The organism is Pseudomonas sp. FG47, assembly GCF_057809115.1.
In genome coordinates this window covers 15,975-30,359 of record NZ_JBMDJI010000020.1, presented here as the reverse complement: position 1 = coordinate 30,359, position 14,385 = coordinate 15,975, and the positions used below count along the sequence as shown (strand labels likewise).

General features: G+C 63.0%; 11 protein-coding genes. 10 read left to right on the top strand and 1 reads right to left on the bottom strand.

Annotated elements, in window-relative coordinates:
* Positions 1–105: 105 nt before the first annotated feature.
* The 5 genes from ACODS5_RS15955 to ACODS5_RS15935 are packed head-to-tail and all read left to right on the top strand — an operon-like array spanning position 106 to position 5,661.
* Positions 106–1,752 (top strand): AMP-binding protein, encoded by a 1,647-nt coding sequence (locus tag ACODS5_RS15955; RefSeq protein ID WP_489109098.1) that lies wholly within the window; start codon positions 106–108, stop codon positions 1,750–1,752.
* Positions 1,753–1,764: 12 nt separating this feature from the next.
* Positions 1,765–2,532 (top strand): SDR family NAD(P)-dependent oxidoreductase, encoded by a 768-nt coding sequence (locus tag ACODS5_RS15950; RefSeq protein WP_489109097.1) that lies wholly within the window; start codon positions 1,765–1,767, stop codon positions 2,530–2,532.
* A 12-nt stretch (positions 2,533–2,544) separates the two neighbouring features.
* Positions 2,545–3,738: an acetyl-CoA C-acyltransferase gene (locus ACODS5_RS15945; RefSeq protein ID WP_489109096.1), complete on the top strand. Its 1,194-nt coding sequence runs from the start codon at positions 2,545–2,547 to the stop codon at positions 3,736–3,738.
* Between the two features lie 8 nt (positions 3,739–3,746).
* The gene (locus ACODS5_RS15940) at positions 3,747–4,874 is read left to right on the top strand and encodes an acyl-CoA dehydrogenase (RefSeq protein WP_134692614.1); all 1,128 of its coding nucleotides are present in this window, start codon (positions 3,747–3,749) and stop codon (positions 4,872–4,874) included.
* 13 nt (positions 4,875–4,887) lie between these two features.
* Positions 4,888–5,661 (top strand): enoyl-CoA hydratase, encoded by a 774-nt coding sequence (locus tag ACODS5_RS15935; RefSeq protein WP_489109095.1) that lies wholly within the window; start codon positions 4,888–4,890, stop codon positions 5,659–5,661.
* Positions 5,662–5,698: 37 nt separating this feature from the next.
* Here ACODS5_RS15935 and ACODS5_RS15930 read toward each other — a convergent pair whose 3' ends face one another.
* Positions 5,699–10,306 carry a hypothetical protein gene (locus ACODS5_RS15930; RefSeq protein WP_489109094.1) on the bottom strand — a complete coding sequence of 1,536 codons (4,608 nt, stop codon included), beginning with the start codon at positions 10,304–10,306 and terminating at the stop codon, positions 5,699–5,701.
* Between the two features lie 373 nt (positions 10,307–10,679).
* Here ACODS5_RS15930 and ACODS5_RS15925 point away from each other — a divergent pair, with 373 nt between their 5' ends.
* The 5 genes from ACODS5_RS15925 to ACODS5_RS15905 all read left to right on the top strand — a co-directional run bounded on the left by ACODS5_RS15925 (position 10,680) and on the right by ACODS5_RS15905 (position 14,328).
* Positions 10,680–11,084 carry a TraR/DksA family transcriptional regulator gene (locus tag ACODS5_RS15925; protein ID WP_134692618.1) on the top strand — a complete coding sequence of 135 codons (405 nt, stop codon included), beginning with the start codon at positions 10,680–10,682 and terminating at the stop codon, positions 11,082–11,084.
* 161 nt (positions 11,085–11,245) lie between these two features.
* Complete coding sequence (locus ACODS5_RS15920) at positions 11,246–12,844, top strand: methyl-accepting chemotaxis protein (protein ID WP_489109093.1); 1,599 nt, start codon at positions 11,246–11,248, stop codon at positions 12,842–12,844.
* Between the two features lie 116 nt (positions 12,845–12,960).
* On the top strand, positions 12,961–13,155 hold the full coding sequence (locus tag ACODS5_RS15915; protein WP_134692620.1) for a hypothetical protein: 195 nt from the start codon (positions 12,961–12,963) through the stop codon (positions 13,153–13,155).
* 502 nt (positions 13,156–13,657) lie between these two features.
* Positions 13,658–14,128: a hypothetical protein gene (locus ACODS5_RS15910; RefSeq protein WP_134692622.1), complete on the top strand. Its 471-nt coding sequence runs from the start codon at positions 13,658–13,660 to the stop codon at positions 14,126–14,128.
* A complete protein-coding gene (locus ACODS5_RS15905) occupies positions 14,125–14,328 on the top strand; it encodes a hypothetical protein (protein WP_134692623.1) in 204 nt (67 codons plus the stop codon). The genes ACODS5_RS15910 and ACODS5_RS15905 overlap by 4 nt, the downstream gene beginning before the upstream one ends.
* Positions 14,329–14,385 lie beyond the last annotated feature (57 nt).

Genomic DNA, 14,385 nt, shown 5'->3' with positions numbered 1-14,385 from the left:
GGTCATCCAGATTGACAGCTTTGGCCATTGCCGCGACGTAGACGCGGCGCGAACATCGTCGGACCGATGGTTCCACTCCAAAAACAAGAAACCAGGAGTCCGACGATGCGTGATTACGCCGAGGCCGCTCGTGCGTTCGACCCTGCCCAGGCCGCCGCGGCGGCGCTGCATGGCAACCTCGAGTCCCTCAACGCCTGTGTCGAGTGCTGTGACCGGCACATCGGCAGTAACCGGCCCGCCTTGATCTGGGAGGGCCAGGACGGCCAGGGTGATCGCTACACCTTCGAGCAGCTTCAGGCCCTGTCTGCCCGGTTTGCCAATGTCCTCAAAAACCAAGGTGTTCAGGCCGGTGATCGGGTTGCCGGGCTGATGCCGCGCACGCCCGAACTGTTGGTCACCATTCTTGCCACCTGGCGCCTGGGTGCGGTGTATCAGCCACTGTTCACGGCCTTTGGCCCCAAGGCCATCGAGCACCGCCTGCAGCAGTCTCGGGCCAAGGTGGTGGTCAGCGACCGTAACAACCGGCCCAAGCTGGATCAGGTGGCTGGCTGCCCCATTCTCGTCACGGTCGGCGCCGACGCTGGTGAGCTGGACTTCCAGCGGGCGCTGGAGGCGGCGCAGGCAGTTTGCGCGCCGGTCATGCGCCGTGGTGACGATCCGTTCTTGCTGATGTCCACTTCCGGCACCACTGGTCCTGCCAAGCCGCTGGAGGTGCCGCTGCGGGCCATCGTCGCCTTCCAGGGCTACCTGCGCGATGCGGTAGGCCTGCGTCCGGACGACAACTTCTGGAACCTGGCCGACCCGGGGTGGGCCTATGGCTTGTATTACGCGGTTACCGGACCGCTGTCGCTGGGCCATGCCACCACCTTTTACGACGGCCCCTTCAACGTGGAGAGCTGCGCGCGGGTCATCGCCAAGCTGGGCATCACCAACCTGGCTGGGTCACCCACGGCCTATCGTCTGCTGATTGCCGCTGGCGATGCCTTCTCGACACCGGTCAAGGGCCGCTTGCGGGTGGTCAGCAGCGCCGGTGAACCCCTGAACCCCGAAGTGATTCGCTGGTTCGCCGACGAGCTCGGCGTGACCATCCACGATCACTACGGCCAGACCGAGCTGGGCATGGTGCTGTGCAACCACCACGCCCTGCAGCACCCGGTGTTGCAGGGTTCGGCTGGCTTCGCCATTCCCGGCCACCGCATCGTGGTGGTGGACGAGCAGGGCAACGAACTGCCTGCCGGCCAGCCGGGGATCCTCGCGGTGGACCGTGAACAGTCGCCGCTGTGCTGGTTCGCGGGGTACCACGGCCTGCCGACCAAGGCGTTCAAGGGCAAGTACTACCTCAGTGGCGACACCGTCGAGCTGAACCCGGACGGCAGTATCAGTTTCGTCGGTCGCAGCGATGATGTGATCACCACTTCCGGCTATCGCGTCGGTCCATTCGACGTGGAGAGCGCGCTGATCGAGCACCCGGCGGTGGTCGAGGCGGCGGTGATCGGCAAGCCTGACCCGCAGCGCACCGAACTGATCAAGGCCTTCGTGGTGCTCGGCCAGGGCTATCAAGGGAGTGCCGAGCTGGAGGAAGCCCTGCGCCAACACGTGCGCCAGCGCCTGTACGCCCACGCCTACCCGCGTGAAATCGAATTCGTCGGCGACCTGCCCAAGACCCCGAGCGGCAAGCTGCAACGCTTCATCCTGCGCAACCAGGAAATCGCCCGACAACAAGCCGCGCAGCCGATCGCTGCCGGCGCCTGAAGGAAAATCACCATGCAAATCCAGAACAGACACTTCATCGTCAGCGGCGCGGCCTCGGGCCTGGGTGCCGCCACCGCGCAGATGCTCATCGAGGCCGGCGCCAAGGTCATGCTGGTCGACCTGAACGCAGAGGCAGTTGAGGCCAAGGCCGCCGAGCTGGGCACAAATGCCCGATTCGCGGTGGCCGACATCAGCGACGAACAGGCGGCCAAGGCGGCCGTCGATGCCGCCGTCAGCGCCTTCGGCAGCCTGCATGGTCTGGTCAACTGCGCTGGCATCGTCGGTGCCGAGAAGGTCCTGGGCAAGAACGGTCCGCACGCCTTGGGCAGCTTCGCCAAGGTCATCAATGTCAACCTGATCGGTAGCTTCAATCTGCTGCGCCTGGCTGCCGCGGCCATGGCCGAGGGGCAGGCGGACGAGGGTGGTGAGCGTGGCGTGATCATCAACACGGCCTCCATCGCCGCCTACGATGGCCAGATCGGTCAGGCCGCCTACGCCGCCTCCAAGGGCGCCATCGCCAGCCTCACGCTGCCAGCCGCCCGCGAGCTGGCACGCTTTGGCATCCGCGTGATGACCATCGCCCCTGGCATCTTCGAAACCCCGATGATGGCCGGCATGACCGAGGAGGTGCGTGCCTCGCTGGCCGCCGGGGTGCCGTTCCCACCACGCCTGGGCCGTCCGCAGGAGTACGCCGCGCTGGCCCGCCACATCATCGAGAACAGCATGCTCAACGGCGAGGTGATCCGCCTCGACGGCGCGCTGCGCATGGCTGCCAAGTAAGGAGAAATGCACATGACCCTCGCCAATGATCCGATCGTTATCGTCAGCGCCGTGCGCACGCCCATGGGCGGCCTGCAGGGCGACCTCAAGAGCCTGACCGCCGCGCAGCTGGGCAGCGCGGCGATTCGTGCCGCCGTCGAGCGCGCCGGTATCGATGCCGCCAGCGTCCAGGAAGTATTGTTCGGCTGCGTGCTGCCTGCGGGTCAGGGCCAAGCTCCGGCACGCCAGGCGGCACTCGGCGCCGGGCTGGACAAGCACACCACCTGCACCACGCTGAACAAGATGTGCGGCTCGGGCATGCAGGCCGCTATTCTGGCCCACGACCAGTTGCTGGCCGGCAGCGCCGAGGTGATCGTCGCCGGTGGCATGGAGAGCATGACCAACGCCCCGTATCTGCTTGATAAAGCCCGTGGTGGCTATCGCATGGGCCATGGCAAGATCATCGACCACATGTTCATGGACGGCCTCGAGGACGCCTACGACAAAGGGCGGCTGATGGGAACCTTCGCCGAAGACTGCGCGCAGAAAGGCGATTTCAGCCGCCAAGCCCAGGATGCCTTTGCCATCGCCTCGCTGACCCGGGCGCAGGATGCGATCAAGAGCGGCCGTTTCGCAGCCGAGATCGTCCCGGTGGAAGTCACCGAGGGCAAGGAGAAGCGCGTCATCAAGGATGACGAGCAGCCGCCCAAGGCGCGCCTGGACAAGATCCCTCAGCTTAAACCGGCCTTCCGCGAAGGCGGCACCGTCACCGCCGCCAATTCCAGCTCCATCTCCGACGGCGCCGCGGCGCTGGTGCTGATGCGCCGCTCCGAGGCCCAGAAGCGCGGCCTCAAGCCGCTGGCGTTGATCCATGGTCACGCCGCCTTCGCCGACACTCCGGCGCTGTTCCCCACCGCGCCGATTGGCGCCATCGACAAGCTGCTCAAGCGCACCGGCTGGAACCTGGCCGAGGTGGACCTGTTCGAGATCAACGAAGCGTTCGCCGTGGTCACCCTGGCGGCCATGAAGCACCTCGACCTGCCCCATGACAAGGTCAACATCCATGGCGGCGCCTGCGCCCTGGGCCACCCGATCGGCGCCTCGGGCGCGCGTATCCTGGTGACCCTGCTGTCGGCCTTGCGCCAGAACAACCTGCGCCGTGGCGTGGCGGCCATCTGCATTGGCGGTGGCGAGGCCACGGCCATGGCCGTCGAATGCCTGTACTGAGGTGAAGCATGCTGGTAACTGACGAGCAACAACAGATCGCCGATGCGGTGCGGGCGTTCGCCCAGGAGCGGCTGAAGCCGTTCGCCGAGCAGTGGGACAAGGAACACCGCTTCCCTAAGGAGGCCATCGAGGAGATGGCCGGGCTGGGCCTGTTCGGCATGCTGGTGCCGGAGCAATACGGTGGTAGCGACACCGGCTACGTTGCCTATGCCATGGCCCTGGAAGAGATCGCCGCCGGCGACGGTGCCTGCTCGACCATCATGAGCGTGCACAACTCGGTGGGCTGCGTGCCGATCCTCAAGTTCGGCAGCGAGGCGCAGAAGCAGCAATTCCTCGCGCCGCTGGCCAGCGGCGCGATGCTCGGCGCGTTCGCCCTGACCGAACCGCAGGCCGGCTCCGACGCCAGCAGCCTGAAGACCCGCGCCCGCCTGGATGGCGACCACTATGTGCTCAACGGCAGCAAGCAATTCATTACTTCCGGGCAGAACGCCGGGGTGGTGATCGTCTTCGCCGTCACCGACCCGGACGCCGGCAAGCGCGGCATCACGGCCTTCATCGTGCCCACCGATTCACCGGGGTACCAGGTGGCGCGGGTCGAGGACAAACTCGGCCAGCATGCCTCCGACACCTGCCAGATCGTCTTCGACAACGTGCGCGTGCCGGTGGCCAACCGCCTCGGTGAGCAAGGGCAGGGCTACAAGATCGCCTTGGCCAACCTCGAAGGCGGACGGATCGGTATCGCCTCGCAGTCGGTGGGCATGGCCCGTGCCGCCTTCGAAGTGGCCCGTGACTACGCCAACGAACGCCAGACCTTCGGCAAACCGCTGATCGAACATCAGGCCGTGGCTTTCCGCCTGGCCGACATGGCAACCAAGATCGCCGTGGCCCGGCAGATGGTGCTGCACGCCGCCGCGTTGCGCGATGCTGGGCGCCCGGCGCTGGTGGAGGCTTCGATGGCCAAGCTTTTCGCCTCGGAAATGGCCGAAAAGGTCTGTTCGGATGCCTTGCAGACGCTTGGTGGTTATGGCTATCTGAGCGACTTCCCGCTGGAGCGCATCTATCGCGATGTGCGGGTCTGCCAGATCTACGAAGGCACCAGCGACATTCAGCGCATGGTCATTGCGCGTAATCTTTGAAGGAGCAGTCTGCATGGCATTCGAAACCATCCTGTTGGACATCCATGGCAAGGTCGGCTTGATCACCCTCAACCGCCCGCAGGCGCTCAATGCCTTGAACGCGCAGATCGTCGGCGAGATCAACCAGGCGCTGGATCAACTGGAAAAGGACCCGAACATCGGTTGCGTGGTGCTGACCGGTTCTGCCAAGGCCTTCGCGGCTGGCGCCGACATCAAGGAAATGGCCGAGCTGCAGTACCCGCAGATCTACGTCGATGACCTGTTCAGCGACGCCGACCGCATTGCCAACCGACGCAAGCCGATCATCGCCGCAGTGTCCGGCTTCGCCCTGGGCGGCGGTTGCGAGCTGGCTATGATGTGCGATTTCATCCTCGCCGCCGACAATGCCAGGTTCGGTCAGCCGGAAATCAACCTCGGCGTGCTGCCGGGCATGGGCGGTACCCAACGTTTGACCCGCGCGGTGGGCAAGGCCAAGGCCATGGAACTGTGCCTGACTGGTCGCCTGATGGGCGCCGAGGAGGCAGAGCGTGCAGGTTTGGTGGCGCGGATCGTGCCGCAGGCCGAGCTGCTGGAAGAGGCGCTGAAGGTGGCCGCGACCATCGCTGGCAAGTCGGTCCCGGTGAGCATGATGGTCAAGGAAAGCGTCAACCGTGCCTTCGAAGTGACCTTGAGCGAAGGCGTGCGCTTCGAGCGCCGGGTGTTCCATGCCGCGTTCGCCACCGAAGACCAGAAGGAAGGCATGGCGGCGTTCATCGCCAAGCGCGAGGCGCAGTTCAAGGACCGTTGAGGCCGATGGGGCGCTGGCCGGCCAGCGCCCATTGGGGTCAAAGGTTGAAGAAGTGCGCGCTGGCCGCCGTGGTGGTGATCGGCGCGCGATAGACTTCGGTGACCTTACCGTTGGCCTCGGTCACCCGCGATCCCGCCGCGTGACGTTGGGCGCGGGTTTTCAAGTGGCCTGCGGTGAAGTCGGCCCTGTTGGTGTCCATGGCCGGATAGTGGAAGTGGGCGTACCACAATACCTTGCCGTCATGGCTGATGCTGTATTCGTCGAGAAAGTCGGCGGGGCGTCCTTTGACCCTGTTCAGACGCACGCGGACACCCACGCGAGCCAACTGTATCTGGCCCTGTTCGAGCAGAAACAGTACTTCGGGCATACGCGGCGCCTGCGCCAGGGCAGTTTCGATGCGCAGCTCCGTGGCCTGTCCTTGCACGGCCTCGGCCAGGGTGCGTAGCGCCTTGGCGGTGCCTTCGGCATCCGTACCTTCGATGCCCTCGTCGGTAGCATTGTCTCGGGTCAGCCGGGTCTCGATGGCATCGGCTTGCGCAGTCAGTCGGTCACGCTGATGGAGTATGGACTCTTCGATTTCGATCGGCAGGTAAGCACTGCTGGCGCGACGCACTTTATCCACCTGTTCCCGCACTTCGTTCAACAGCGTGGCGCCTTGCCTCAGCAAGCGCTTGAGGCTGGGGAGGGATGGACCTGGTGCGGCCCTGACAGGTTGGTGCTCCACCCACCTGTCGTCTTCGAGGTGAAAGGTTCGGTTGGTCTCCTCACCGTCTGGTCCAACCAGGTCCACTGTTGTGGCCTGCCCTGGGCGAGGGCGGGTCAGCAACACGCCATGTTCATTGGTATCGATCAGCCCAGGTAGTCGGTGACGCAACTGTTCAAAGGTGCTGGTCGGTGGATAGTCGGGTAGCTCGGAGAGCTCGCGCGAGGTCTCTTGTTGGACGTGCTCCAGCCCGCCTTGCAGGTGTTGGAGCGTTTCCAGGGTTGCAGCGTCTGTCACCTCCTTGCGCAGGTTGGCCAACTGACGCTTGGCGGTCTGCAACTGTTCCTTGATGCTGTACAGCAACCGGATCTTGGCCTCGTCATTTTCGCCGGACAAACCAAGGACGGTCTTGAGTTGGGTGATACCCAGTTGGAGATTGTTCCAGAACCGGTCACGCCAGGAGGCGGCCATGGAGGACAGTGGATGCAGTAACTTCAAGCGACTGACATGATTCTCCATCTGCCGGAAACGCAGCGTGAGTTCCGTTTGTGCGTTGGCGGGCACACTGGCAGCCAGGTTGCGCCATGTGATGATCTGTTCGAAGCGAGGCCCTGCCAGTTTACTGAGCTCCGTATGGCCGTAACGCAGGCTCGCATTGTTATTGAGCATCTGTTCGATCAACAGGGACTGTTGGTTCAAGCGCTGGGTGGCAATACGCACGTCTGCCTCGGTAAGCGTTTGCCCCCATTGTTGTTGCTCGACAAGCGCCAACAGCTGTGTGCGACCGGGCGTGAAGCGTTGCTCGAGGATCTTATGCAGTACCAACTGACAAAAATTTTCCTGACGCAGCGCGGCGGCGTGAGCCATCCTGTAGTTTTTTACAGGCTCCAGGGCGTTGCGTGTTTTGATGTGCTCCAGGTGATCGGCCCAGAACGTGACAATGGCGCTGAGCTTGGCCTGGCATGAGCTGAGTACGGTGTCATCCTGGGTGGCGGAGATCAGTCCTTTGATGGTGACCATCTCCCGCGCTTTCGCCTCGTAAAGGGCTTTGTCCGCAATGATCAAGGCATCTGCGGCCGTCAGCGCATCTTCTGTACCCAGGCGCATCTGGTTCAGTTGCTCGGTAATCGGCATGCCGCCCTTGCCTTTGAAGTACACGGAGAGATCCAGCCTCCAGCGCCCTAGTTCATCGCGCTGCACCCAGGGGCCAGGTTTGAGGTCCGGACCCACGATCCGCATCTGCAATCGGTCCGGGTCCCGCTGTACTTCGTACACCTGACGTATCGGTTGGCGGTAGGGCTTGCCGTCTCGGGTCTGGAGCTGGGTATGGGTGAGTACCGTGTAGAGTCGGTTGTTGTGAAGGTAGAGCCCTTGCAGTTCGCCGGTTGGGGTAGGTGTACCCAACCCGGATTCCTTGACATCGGCCTGCAACAGGTCCAGTTGCCCTTGCTGGCTGTTGCTGAGGCTTCTGTCGGGGGTGGACCAACTGAAGTCCAATGGCTCCAGGGCCGTGACCAATTGAGCGGTGACAGGAAGCTCAGGTGCTGCAGGATCAGGATCGGCGAGCGGAGGCGTCAAGGCAGGAAGCATGGCTTCCTCCTCCAGCCGTCGACGAAACAGCGAATGAGAAAATAACAACATGGCGATGTTCACCAGCAGGTTGACCATGGCCAATCGATGGTGGGTCGGCTCGCGCTCGGCGTCGGTGTCCACGAACTGGGCGAGCGCAACTTCCATTTGCGCAAGCCAGGCCACCTTACCCAAGGTGCTGCCAGCCAGGGGCAGCAAGGTATTGAACAGCAACCAGCCAAGGTTTACCCATCGGTTCCAGCGTGCTTGCGCGCTACTGACGGAGGCTTCTTCGAAGCGTGCGATTGACTCATTGACACAGGCCAGGTAGAGCGCCTCGCCCAGATTGGCCGGTGGTGGCTCGACGGCGAGGGTGACTGCAGCTGGTTTGCCGAACGGTATGGCGCTGGTGTCATCCATGGGCAGGAAGAGATGAGGCTCGAGGAAACCACCATGGGCATAGGGCCTGCGATCCTCGGCAGGCAAGCGCTCCAGCAGGTCGTCCTGCAATTGGCCTGGCGTACTGATGGCGACAAACAGCGCCAGCCGATCCTTGAAGTACAGCAGCGAGTCCTTGTGTAGCGGTCGATACAACAGGCACGCCGCGCCGGCGGGCACCTGCGCCTCGATCAACCAGGTATTGCGCGGTGAGTCCACCGCGCGACCAGGCGCCTTGATGAAGCCCAGGCGTCGTATCACCCATCGAGTGCTATCGGGCGCCGAGGCCTGGGCAAGCGCCTCGGCGATGCGCTCGGCAACGTCTGGATCGGGTATCTGGCCTTGCAGGTGCAACTCCATGGCCAATGCCGGCAGTTGTGCGCGTAACTGTGCCAGCAGTAGGCGCTGGCGTTCGGCATGTTGCTCGGTATCCTCCAGCAGCTTGCGGCGCAACAAGGCGGGATACGCGGTGCCAATATCCAATTCGGTGACCAATTTTCGCAGATAGCGCTCGCTCATCCAGGCCGGCAGTGGCGTCGCGGTGGTGGACGTCAGGGTGACGCGCCCAGCTTGGAGTTGGCCCAGGTTGCCGATGGCCAACTGAGCGCAGGTGAACGTGACGGGGGGCTCGTCGTTGGAGGATACGATAGAGCCTTGGACGGGGAGTGCCGCGGCAATGACCTGATAATTGGTGATTCGAACCTGTTCGGCGGTACAGGTCGTACCCGGGTGGTCCGCGACGAAGCGCGCGTTCAATTGCTGGTTGGCGAATGTTTCAGCGTCCGGTACATCCTTCAGCCAGGATTGGCCGTCGGCCTGTTGGTAGGTTTGCGCAACATTGACCAGCAGCGTGCTGTAGCGCATCAACGGGCGGCTCTTGGCGTTCTGTAGCCAGTCGGGCAACTGCGCGTCGAGCGCCCGGCGCTGGGCGGCCTCGGTCTCGCTGCACATGTCGATCAACGAGGTGAGGCGATCCATGTCCATACTCATCGTGATGGCGCCGAACGTACCCTGGTAGGTGCTGGCGATCTGTTCGATAACCCGCAGTTGCTGGCGTAGTAACCCCAGCGCCTGGTTTTCGAAGACTGAAGGGAATTGGTAGTCGATCTCGACGCGATAGGGGCTGTCGAATTGCAGGCTGTTACGGTAGTCGCGGATCCCCGCCAGGATGGTTTGTCGTGACTCGAATCTGAGCAACTTGCCGCTCAGGGTATAGAGCAGTGTCAGGTTGCGTGTGGGATCGGTATCGACGTGTTCGATCAGCAGGGTGCTGGCCAGGTCGATATCCAGGTCGCCGTCGGCGGAAAAGTCGGCGGCCAGGCCGGCCACGTTGAGCGCCTGGGTATTCTGCCACTTGCTGCGGGTCGCCGCCTCAGGATAGGTATGCACCAACCTGGCGGCGGCCAAGGCAAAGCTGGGCCACTCGCCGGTCTTGGCCTTGTTATCGATGGCCTCCAGCATGTGCTTGCTCAGATAGTCGGCGTACCAGCGCCAGGGCGTTTGGCCCTTGTCGTCGAAGCGGTGCCAGTAGCCCACCAGCTGTTGTTGATAGGCGTTCAGTAGCAGCGGTCCCGCTTCGTTGATCAGCAATTCGACCTCATGCAGGTCGATGGCGAGCCTGGCGGCCGGGTCGCTGTCCAGGCGGGTGGTGAGAAAGTCAGCATCGTCATTGAGGTTGAGGGTTTCGCGTTGGCAATAGCGTTCGATCAGTACCTGGCCAAGGGGGCGGATCCAGGCCTGGTCGGTGCTCGGGTGGCGGCTATCCAGATATAGCTGGCGTGGGTCGTGCTGGCTCAGTGGCAAGCGCTGTCGCCACTGATCGAGCAAAAGGGTGTCGGCGCTTTCCATGAGGGTGGGGCGGTCAATGAAGCGTTTGGCGACTTCGCACTCGAGGTTGCTGAATTGCGCCAGGCGCTGATGCAGGTTGTCGGTCATGGTGATGGGCCTGATGGGAAAGGTTCATGAAGCCCCGTCAGGCGCGCAGGCAGACACTAATGGGCTACTACCCGCACGAATTTGGCTGTTGAGGTCGGCTCGCATCCTTACGGGTATTACGACATTTGTTGCGGCGTATTGCTGGTTGTGCTTTTCCAGTGCTTCGTCGCTGGAAAGTACGGCACCAGTGGGCGGATTCCTGGCGGTTTCGCTCAAATCGACAGTCATTTCTGTTGCCCACCGCCGCTTGGCACCTTAGACTTCCGCCCCCTGTAAAAGAGTGCCACTTGGCGCTTGAAGAATTCCGCCGCTGACGCAGCAGCGTCGGCGGCACCCGAATCGCCCATATGCACATTTTTTCATAGAGAAATCGATGACCAAGGAACAGTTGCTGGCCATGTCGGCCGATGACTACATGAACGCCGAACAGCTCGCGTTCTTCACCGCGCTGCTGCAGGCGATGAAAGTCGAAACCCACGAGCGCATCGAACTTAGCCGTACTTCCATCGAAAGCCTGGACAGCCCGTCGGACCCTGCCGACGTGGCGTCGGTGGAAGAGGAACGCACTTGGCTGGTAAACGCCATCGACCGCGACCAGCGCCTGCTGCCGCAGTTGGAGATGGCCCTGGACCGCATCAGCGACGAAAGCTTTGGCTGGTGTGACGACAGCGGCGAGCCGATTGGCTTGAAGCGCCTGCTGATCAGCCCGACCACCAAGTACTGCATCGAAGCCCAGGAGCGTCACGAACAGCTCGACCGCCACCAGCGGCAGATCTGATCCAGCGCCTTGCGCAAGGCCCCACGGAGCGATCCCTGGGGCCTTCGTGTTTTCTTGTCTTGCATCAAGCGTGGCTGTCTTGTGCCTGAGGGCGCTTGGATAATGGCGTTATAGTGGCGTTTAATGACGTCACAAAAACGACATGCGGATGGACCACGAAGATGATGCGAGAAGGATCTCTGTCGACGGTAGAGCCCGTGCAGCCAGTGCCTGCGCGAACCCTTACCGGTATCGCCCTGGTGCAGGGGGTGGCTGTGTGCGCGTTGCTGACAGCCATGGCCTACGCTGGGCTGGCCTTGTACCTGGCCATACCCCTGGGGCTGTTGGTGCTATGGCTTCCCCAGGGGTGGCGCCCGGCGCCAGTGCAGGCAACCCCTGCGGATGGCAAGAGCAGTGACTTGCTACAGGAACTGGCGCGCGGTACCAGCCACAACGCCCTGTCGGCGGCGGCGGTGGCCCACTCTGTGCAGCAATTGGCGGCTCGGGTGCAATCGCAACTGGGCGCCGCCCAAGAGATCGTCGGCAGCGCCGAGATCATGATCAGCACCGAACAGGCCACCGCCCAGCTCAGCCAACAAGCCCTGGATGCCGCGCGTTCGGCCCATCGCAGCAGTGTGGCGGGCAGCCTGGTGCTCGCCGAGTCGATCCAGAGCATGCGAGACCTGAGCGCACGGGCCAGCGCCAGCCGCGAGCTGATAGAAGCATTGCACCAGCGCAGCGAGGACATCGCCCGGGTCACCTTAGTGATCCAGGCCATTGCCAGCCAGACCAACCTGCTGGCCCTTAACGCTGCCATCGAAGCGGCGCGTGCCGGCGAGCACGGGCGTGGCTTCGCGGTGGTCGCCGACGAAGTGCGTGGCCTGGCCGGACGCACTGCCAGTGCCACCGAGGAGGTCGGGCAGATGGTGGCGGACATCCAGGCGCGTACAGCCCAGGTGGTGGCGCAGATCCGTGGGCTGGCCGATGACCTTGGCCTTGGCGTCGAGCAAGTCGAGCACACCGGCGGGCAGTTGACGCAGATCGCCGAGTTGGCGGCCAGTGTCGAAGGGCAGGTGGGTGAGATCGCCGAAGGTACGCAGACCAACCAGGCCCAGCTCGATACCTTGTTCCAGGCCGTGGCCCAAGTGCGCAGCGACCTTGAAGTCAGCGACCAGCAGACTCGGCGCCTGGCCAAGGCCGCGGTGCAAATGGAGGGGCAGGTCGAAAACCTCAGCGAGCGCCTGGCCGAAGTCGGGCTGGACGCCTACCACCAGCGGGTTTTCGAGCTGGCCCAGGAGGGCGTGCGGCAAATCGGCGAGCGCTTCGAGGCCGATATCGAGCAGGGGCGGATCAGTCTCGACGATTTGTTCGATCGCCACTATCGGCCGATCCCCGGTATGCAGCCGCCGCGCTACACCACGCGTTTCGATCAGTACACCGACAAGGTGTTGCCGCAGATCCAGGAGCCGCTGTTGCAGCATGAGGGGGTGGTTTATGCCATCGCCTGTACCCAGCAGGGCTATGTCCCCACCCATAACAATGCGTTCAACCAGTCGTTGACCGGTGATACGCAGCACGACACCGCGCACAACCGCAGCAAACGCACCTTCGACGATCGCACTGGCATTCGCTGCGGTAGCCACCAACAGCGGCTGTTGTTGCAAACCTATACCCGCGATACGGGTGAGCTGATGCACGACCTGTCGGTACCGATCTTTGTCCTGGGGCGGCACTGGGGTGGGCTGCGCCTGGGTTATCGTCCGGAACCGGGGCTGGATTGACGTACCTTTGTTGCCTTGGCTGCAATACAGCTGTACTGGCAGGTGCTGTTCTTTGCTCCCGGCAGGCCGTATCATGTGCACATCGTTAGGTTGCTAATTAAATTCCGGAGGGGATGATGAATAGCCGAGTCGATGTGGCGGTGATGATCGGTAGTGGTGTACCGCGGTCGTTCCAGGCGCTGGGCTGGCGGCTGTGCTGGGTGGTGCTGGTCGATGGCGAACGCCGCGGCACGGCGTTCGCCAGCCGCGACGAGGCGCTGGAGTGCCAGGCGGCCTGGCAGGCGCAACTGGCCAGGTGTCAGGCGGCCTGAATTCGGCGTTCGAAGTGGCGAGCCAGCTCGCAGGCATCCTTGTGGCGCTGGCGAAACCCTCTCACTCGGCCTGTGTCGCGTTCGGCGATATGATAAAAGGCAATACCGGCGGGAATGACGATGTAACGAGGTATTCCCAGACACGAATTGTTGCGTGCCTCTCGACGGATTTCAGTGTTTTCGTGCATATTCGTTCCCCTGTAATGCGCGACTGAAGCTCAGCGGCCCTTTCTGGCGAAAGCGGTGACACTGTTTGTCGCATCCTTTCTGGCCTTTTTACTGTCAGACATTACGTTTCCTATTACGGAATCATGCCGAAGCTTACTTCGCGCCGCCTTGCAGTGGCTGGGTGAATCCTTTCCCGATTGCTCGCAAGGTTTGCCGGGTGGATGCTTCGCGGCCTGGTTTCACGGCCCTGCGGGCCTGACTTTTAAGTGGCAGCCACCTGACGCGACAGGCGTATGTGGCGTGGCCGATTGCAATCGATGTGAGGAGCCTTTCATTGGCAGTCAGTACTCTGGATACCCATGCCCTGTTCGCCTTGGGCGACTTGCGCGCCAAGTTGGTCAAGCTGTTCCATGGGCGTTTCATCTATGTCACCGAGCAGAACCCGGAAGGTCTGTACATGGCCGAGATCGACACCGATGACGCGATGGTGGTCGATGACAAGCAACGCCTGGAGCTGAAAGTGGGTGACCACTTTCGCGCCGCCGTGCTGCCCAGCCGCGAAGGCGGCAAGCTGGAGCTGCGTTTTCGCGAGATCAAGTTGAACGTCTACGGCCAGGGCGATTACGCCTTTGTCTCGGTGCCGGAGGGCGATGGGATCGTGTTTCGCGACGGTCACGGCGTGATGCTGGTATTCGCCGCGCAGCAACAGGTACAGGAAGGCCTGGGCAAGTTGCTCAAGGCGGTGACCGGCAAGGTCGCCAAGTGGCGCAAAGGCGAGCTGACCACCTTTAAGGCCAGCGAGTGAGCGAGTCCCGGGCGGACTTTCACCGACAGTATCAGGCCCAGGCGAACCAGGAGGCCGAGCGGCTGCTGGCGCGGCGTGATGCACTGCAGGGCGCCTGGCTCGACTGGGTGGCGGGTGAGTTGTATCGGCTCAAGCCTGCGCCCTATGCGGCGATGGTGCGGCGTGAGCTGCAGCGTTTGAGCCAGGCCCGCTCATCCTGAATGACGCGGGATATGCCTGTTCTCCAAGCCTCGGCGCTGCCACAAAGGCTGTGAGCA

Excerpts from the sequence above, each read along its gene's own strand:
- ACODS5_RS15955 (WP_489109098.1), top strand. The coding sequence starts at position 106 with ATGCGTGATTACGCCGAGGCCGCTCGTGCGTTCGACCCTGCCCAGGCC.
- ACODS5_RS15950 (WP_489109097.1), top strand. The coding sequence starts at position 1,765 with ATGCAAATCCAGAACAGACACTTCATCGTCAGCGGCGCGGCCTCGGGC.
- ACODS5_RS15945 (WP_489109096.1), top strand. The coding sequence starts at position 2,545 with ATGACCCTCGCCAATGATCCGATCGTTATCGTCAGCGCCGTGCGCACG.
- ACODS5_RS15940 (WP_134692614.1), top strand. The coding sequence starts at position 3,747 with ATGCTGGTAACTGACGAGCAACAACAGATCGCCGATGCGGTGCGGGCG.
- ACODS5_RS15935 (WP_489109095.1), top strand. The coding sequence starts at position 4,888 with ATGGCATTCGAAACCATCCTGTTGGACATCCATGGCAAGGTCGGCTTG.
- ACODS5_RS15930 (WP_489109094.1), bottom strand. The coding sequence starts at position 10,306 with ATGACCGACAACCTGCATCAGCGCCTGGCGCAATTCAGCAACCTCGAG.
- ACODS5_RS15925 (WP_134692618.1), top strand. The coding sequence starts at position 10,680 with ATGACCAAGGAACAGTTGCTGGCCATGTCGGCCGATGACTACATGAAC.
- ACODS5_RS15920 (WP_489109093.1), top strand. The coding sequence starts at position 11,246 with ATGATGCGAGAAGGATCTCTGTCGACGGTAGAGCCCGTGCAGCCAGTG.
- ACODS5_RS15915 (WP_134692620.1), top strand. The coding sequence starts at position 12,961 with ATGAATAGCCGAGTCGATGTGGCGGTGATGATCGGTAGTGGTGTACCG.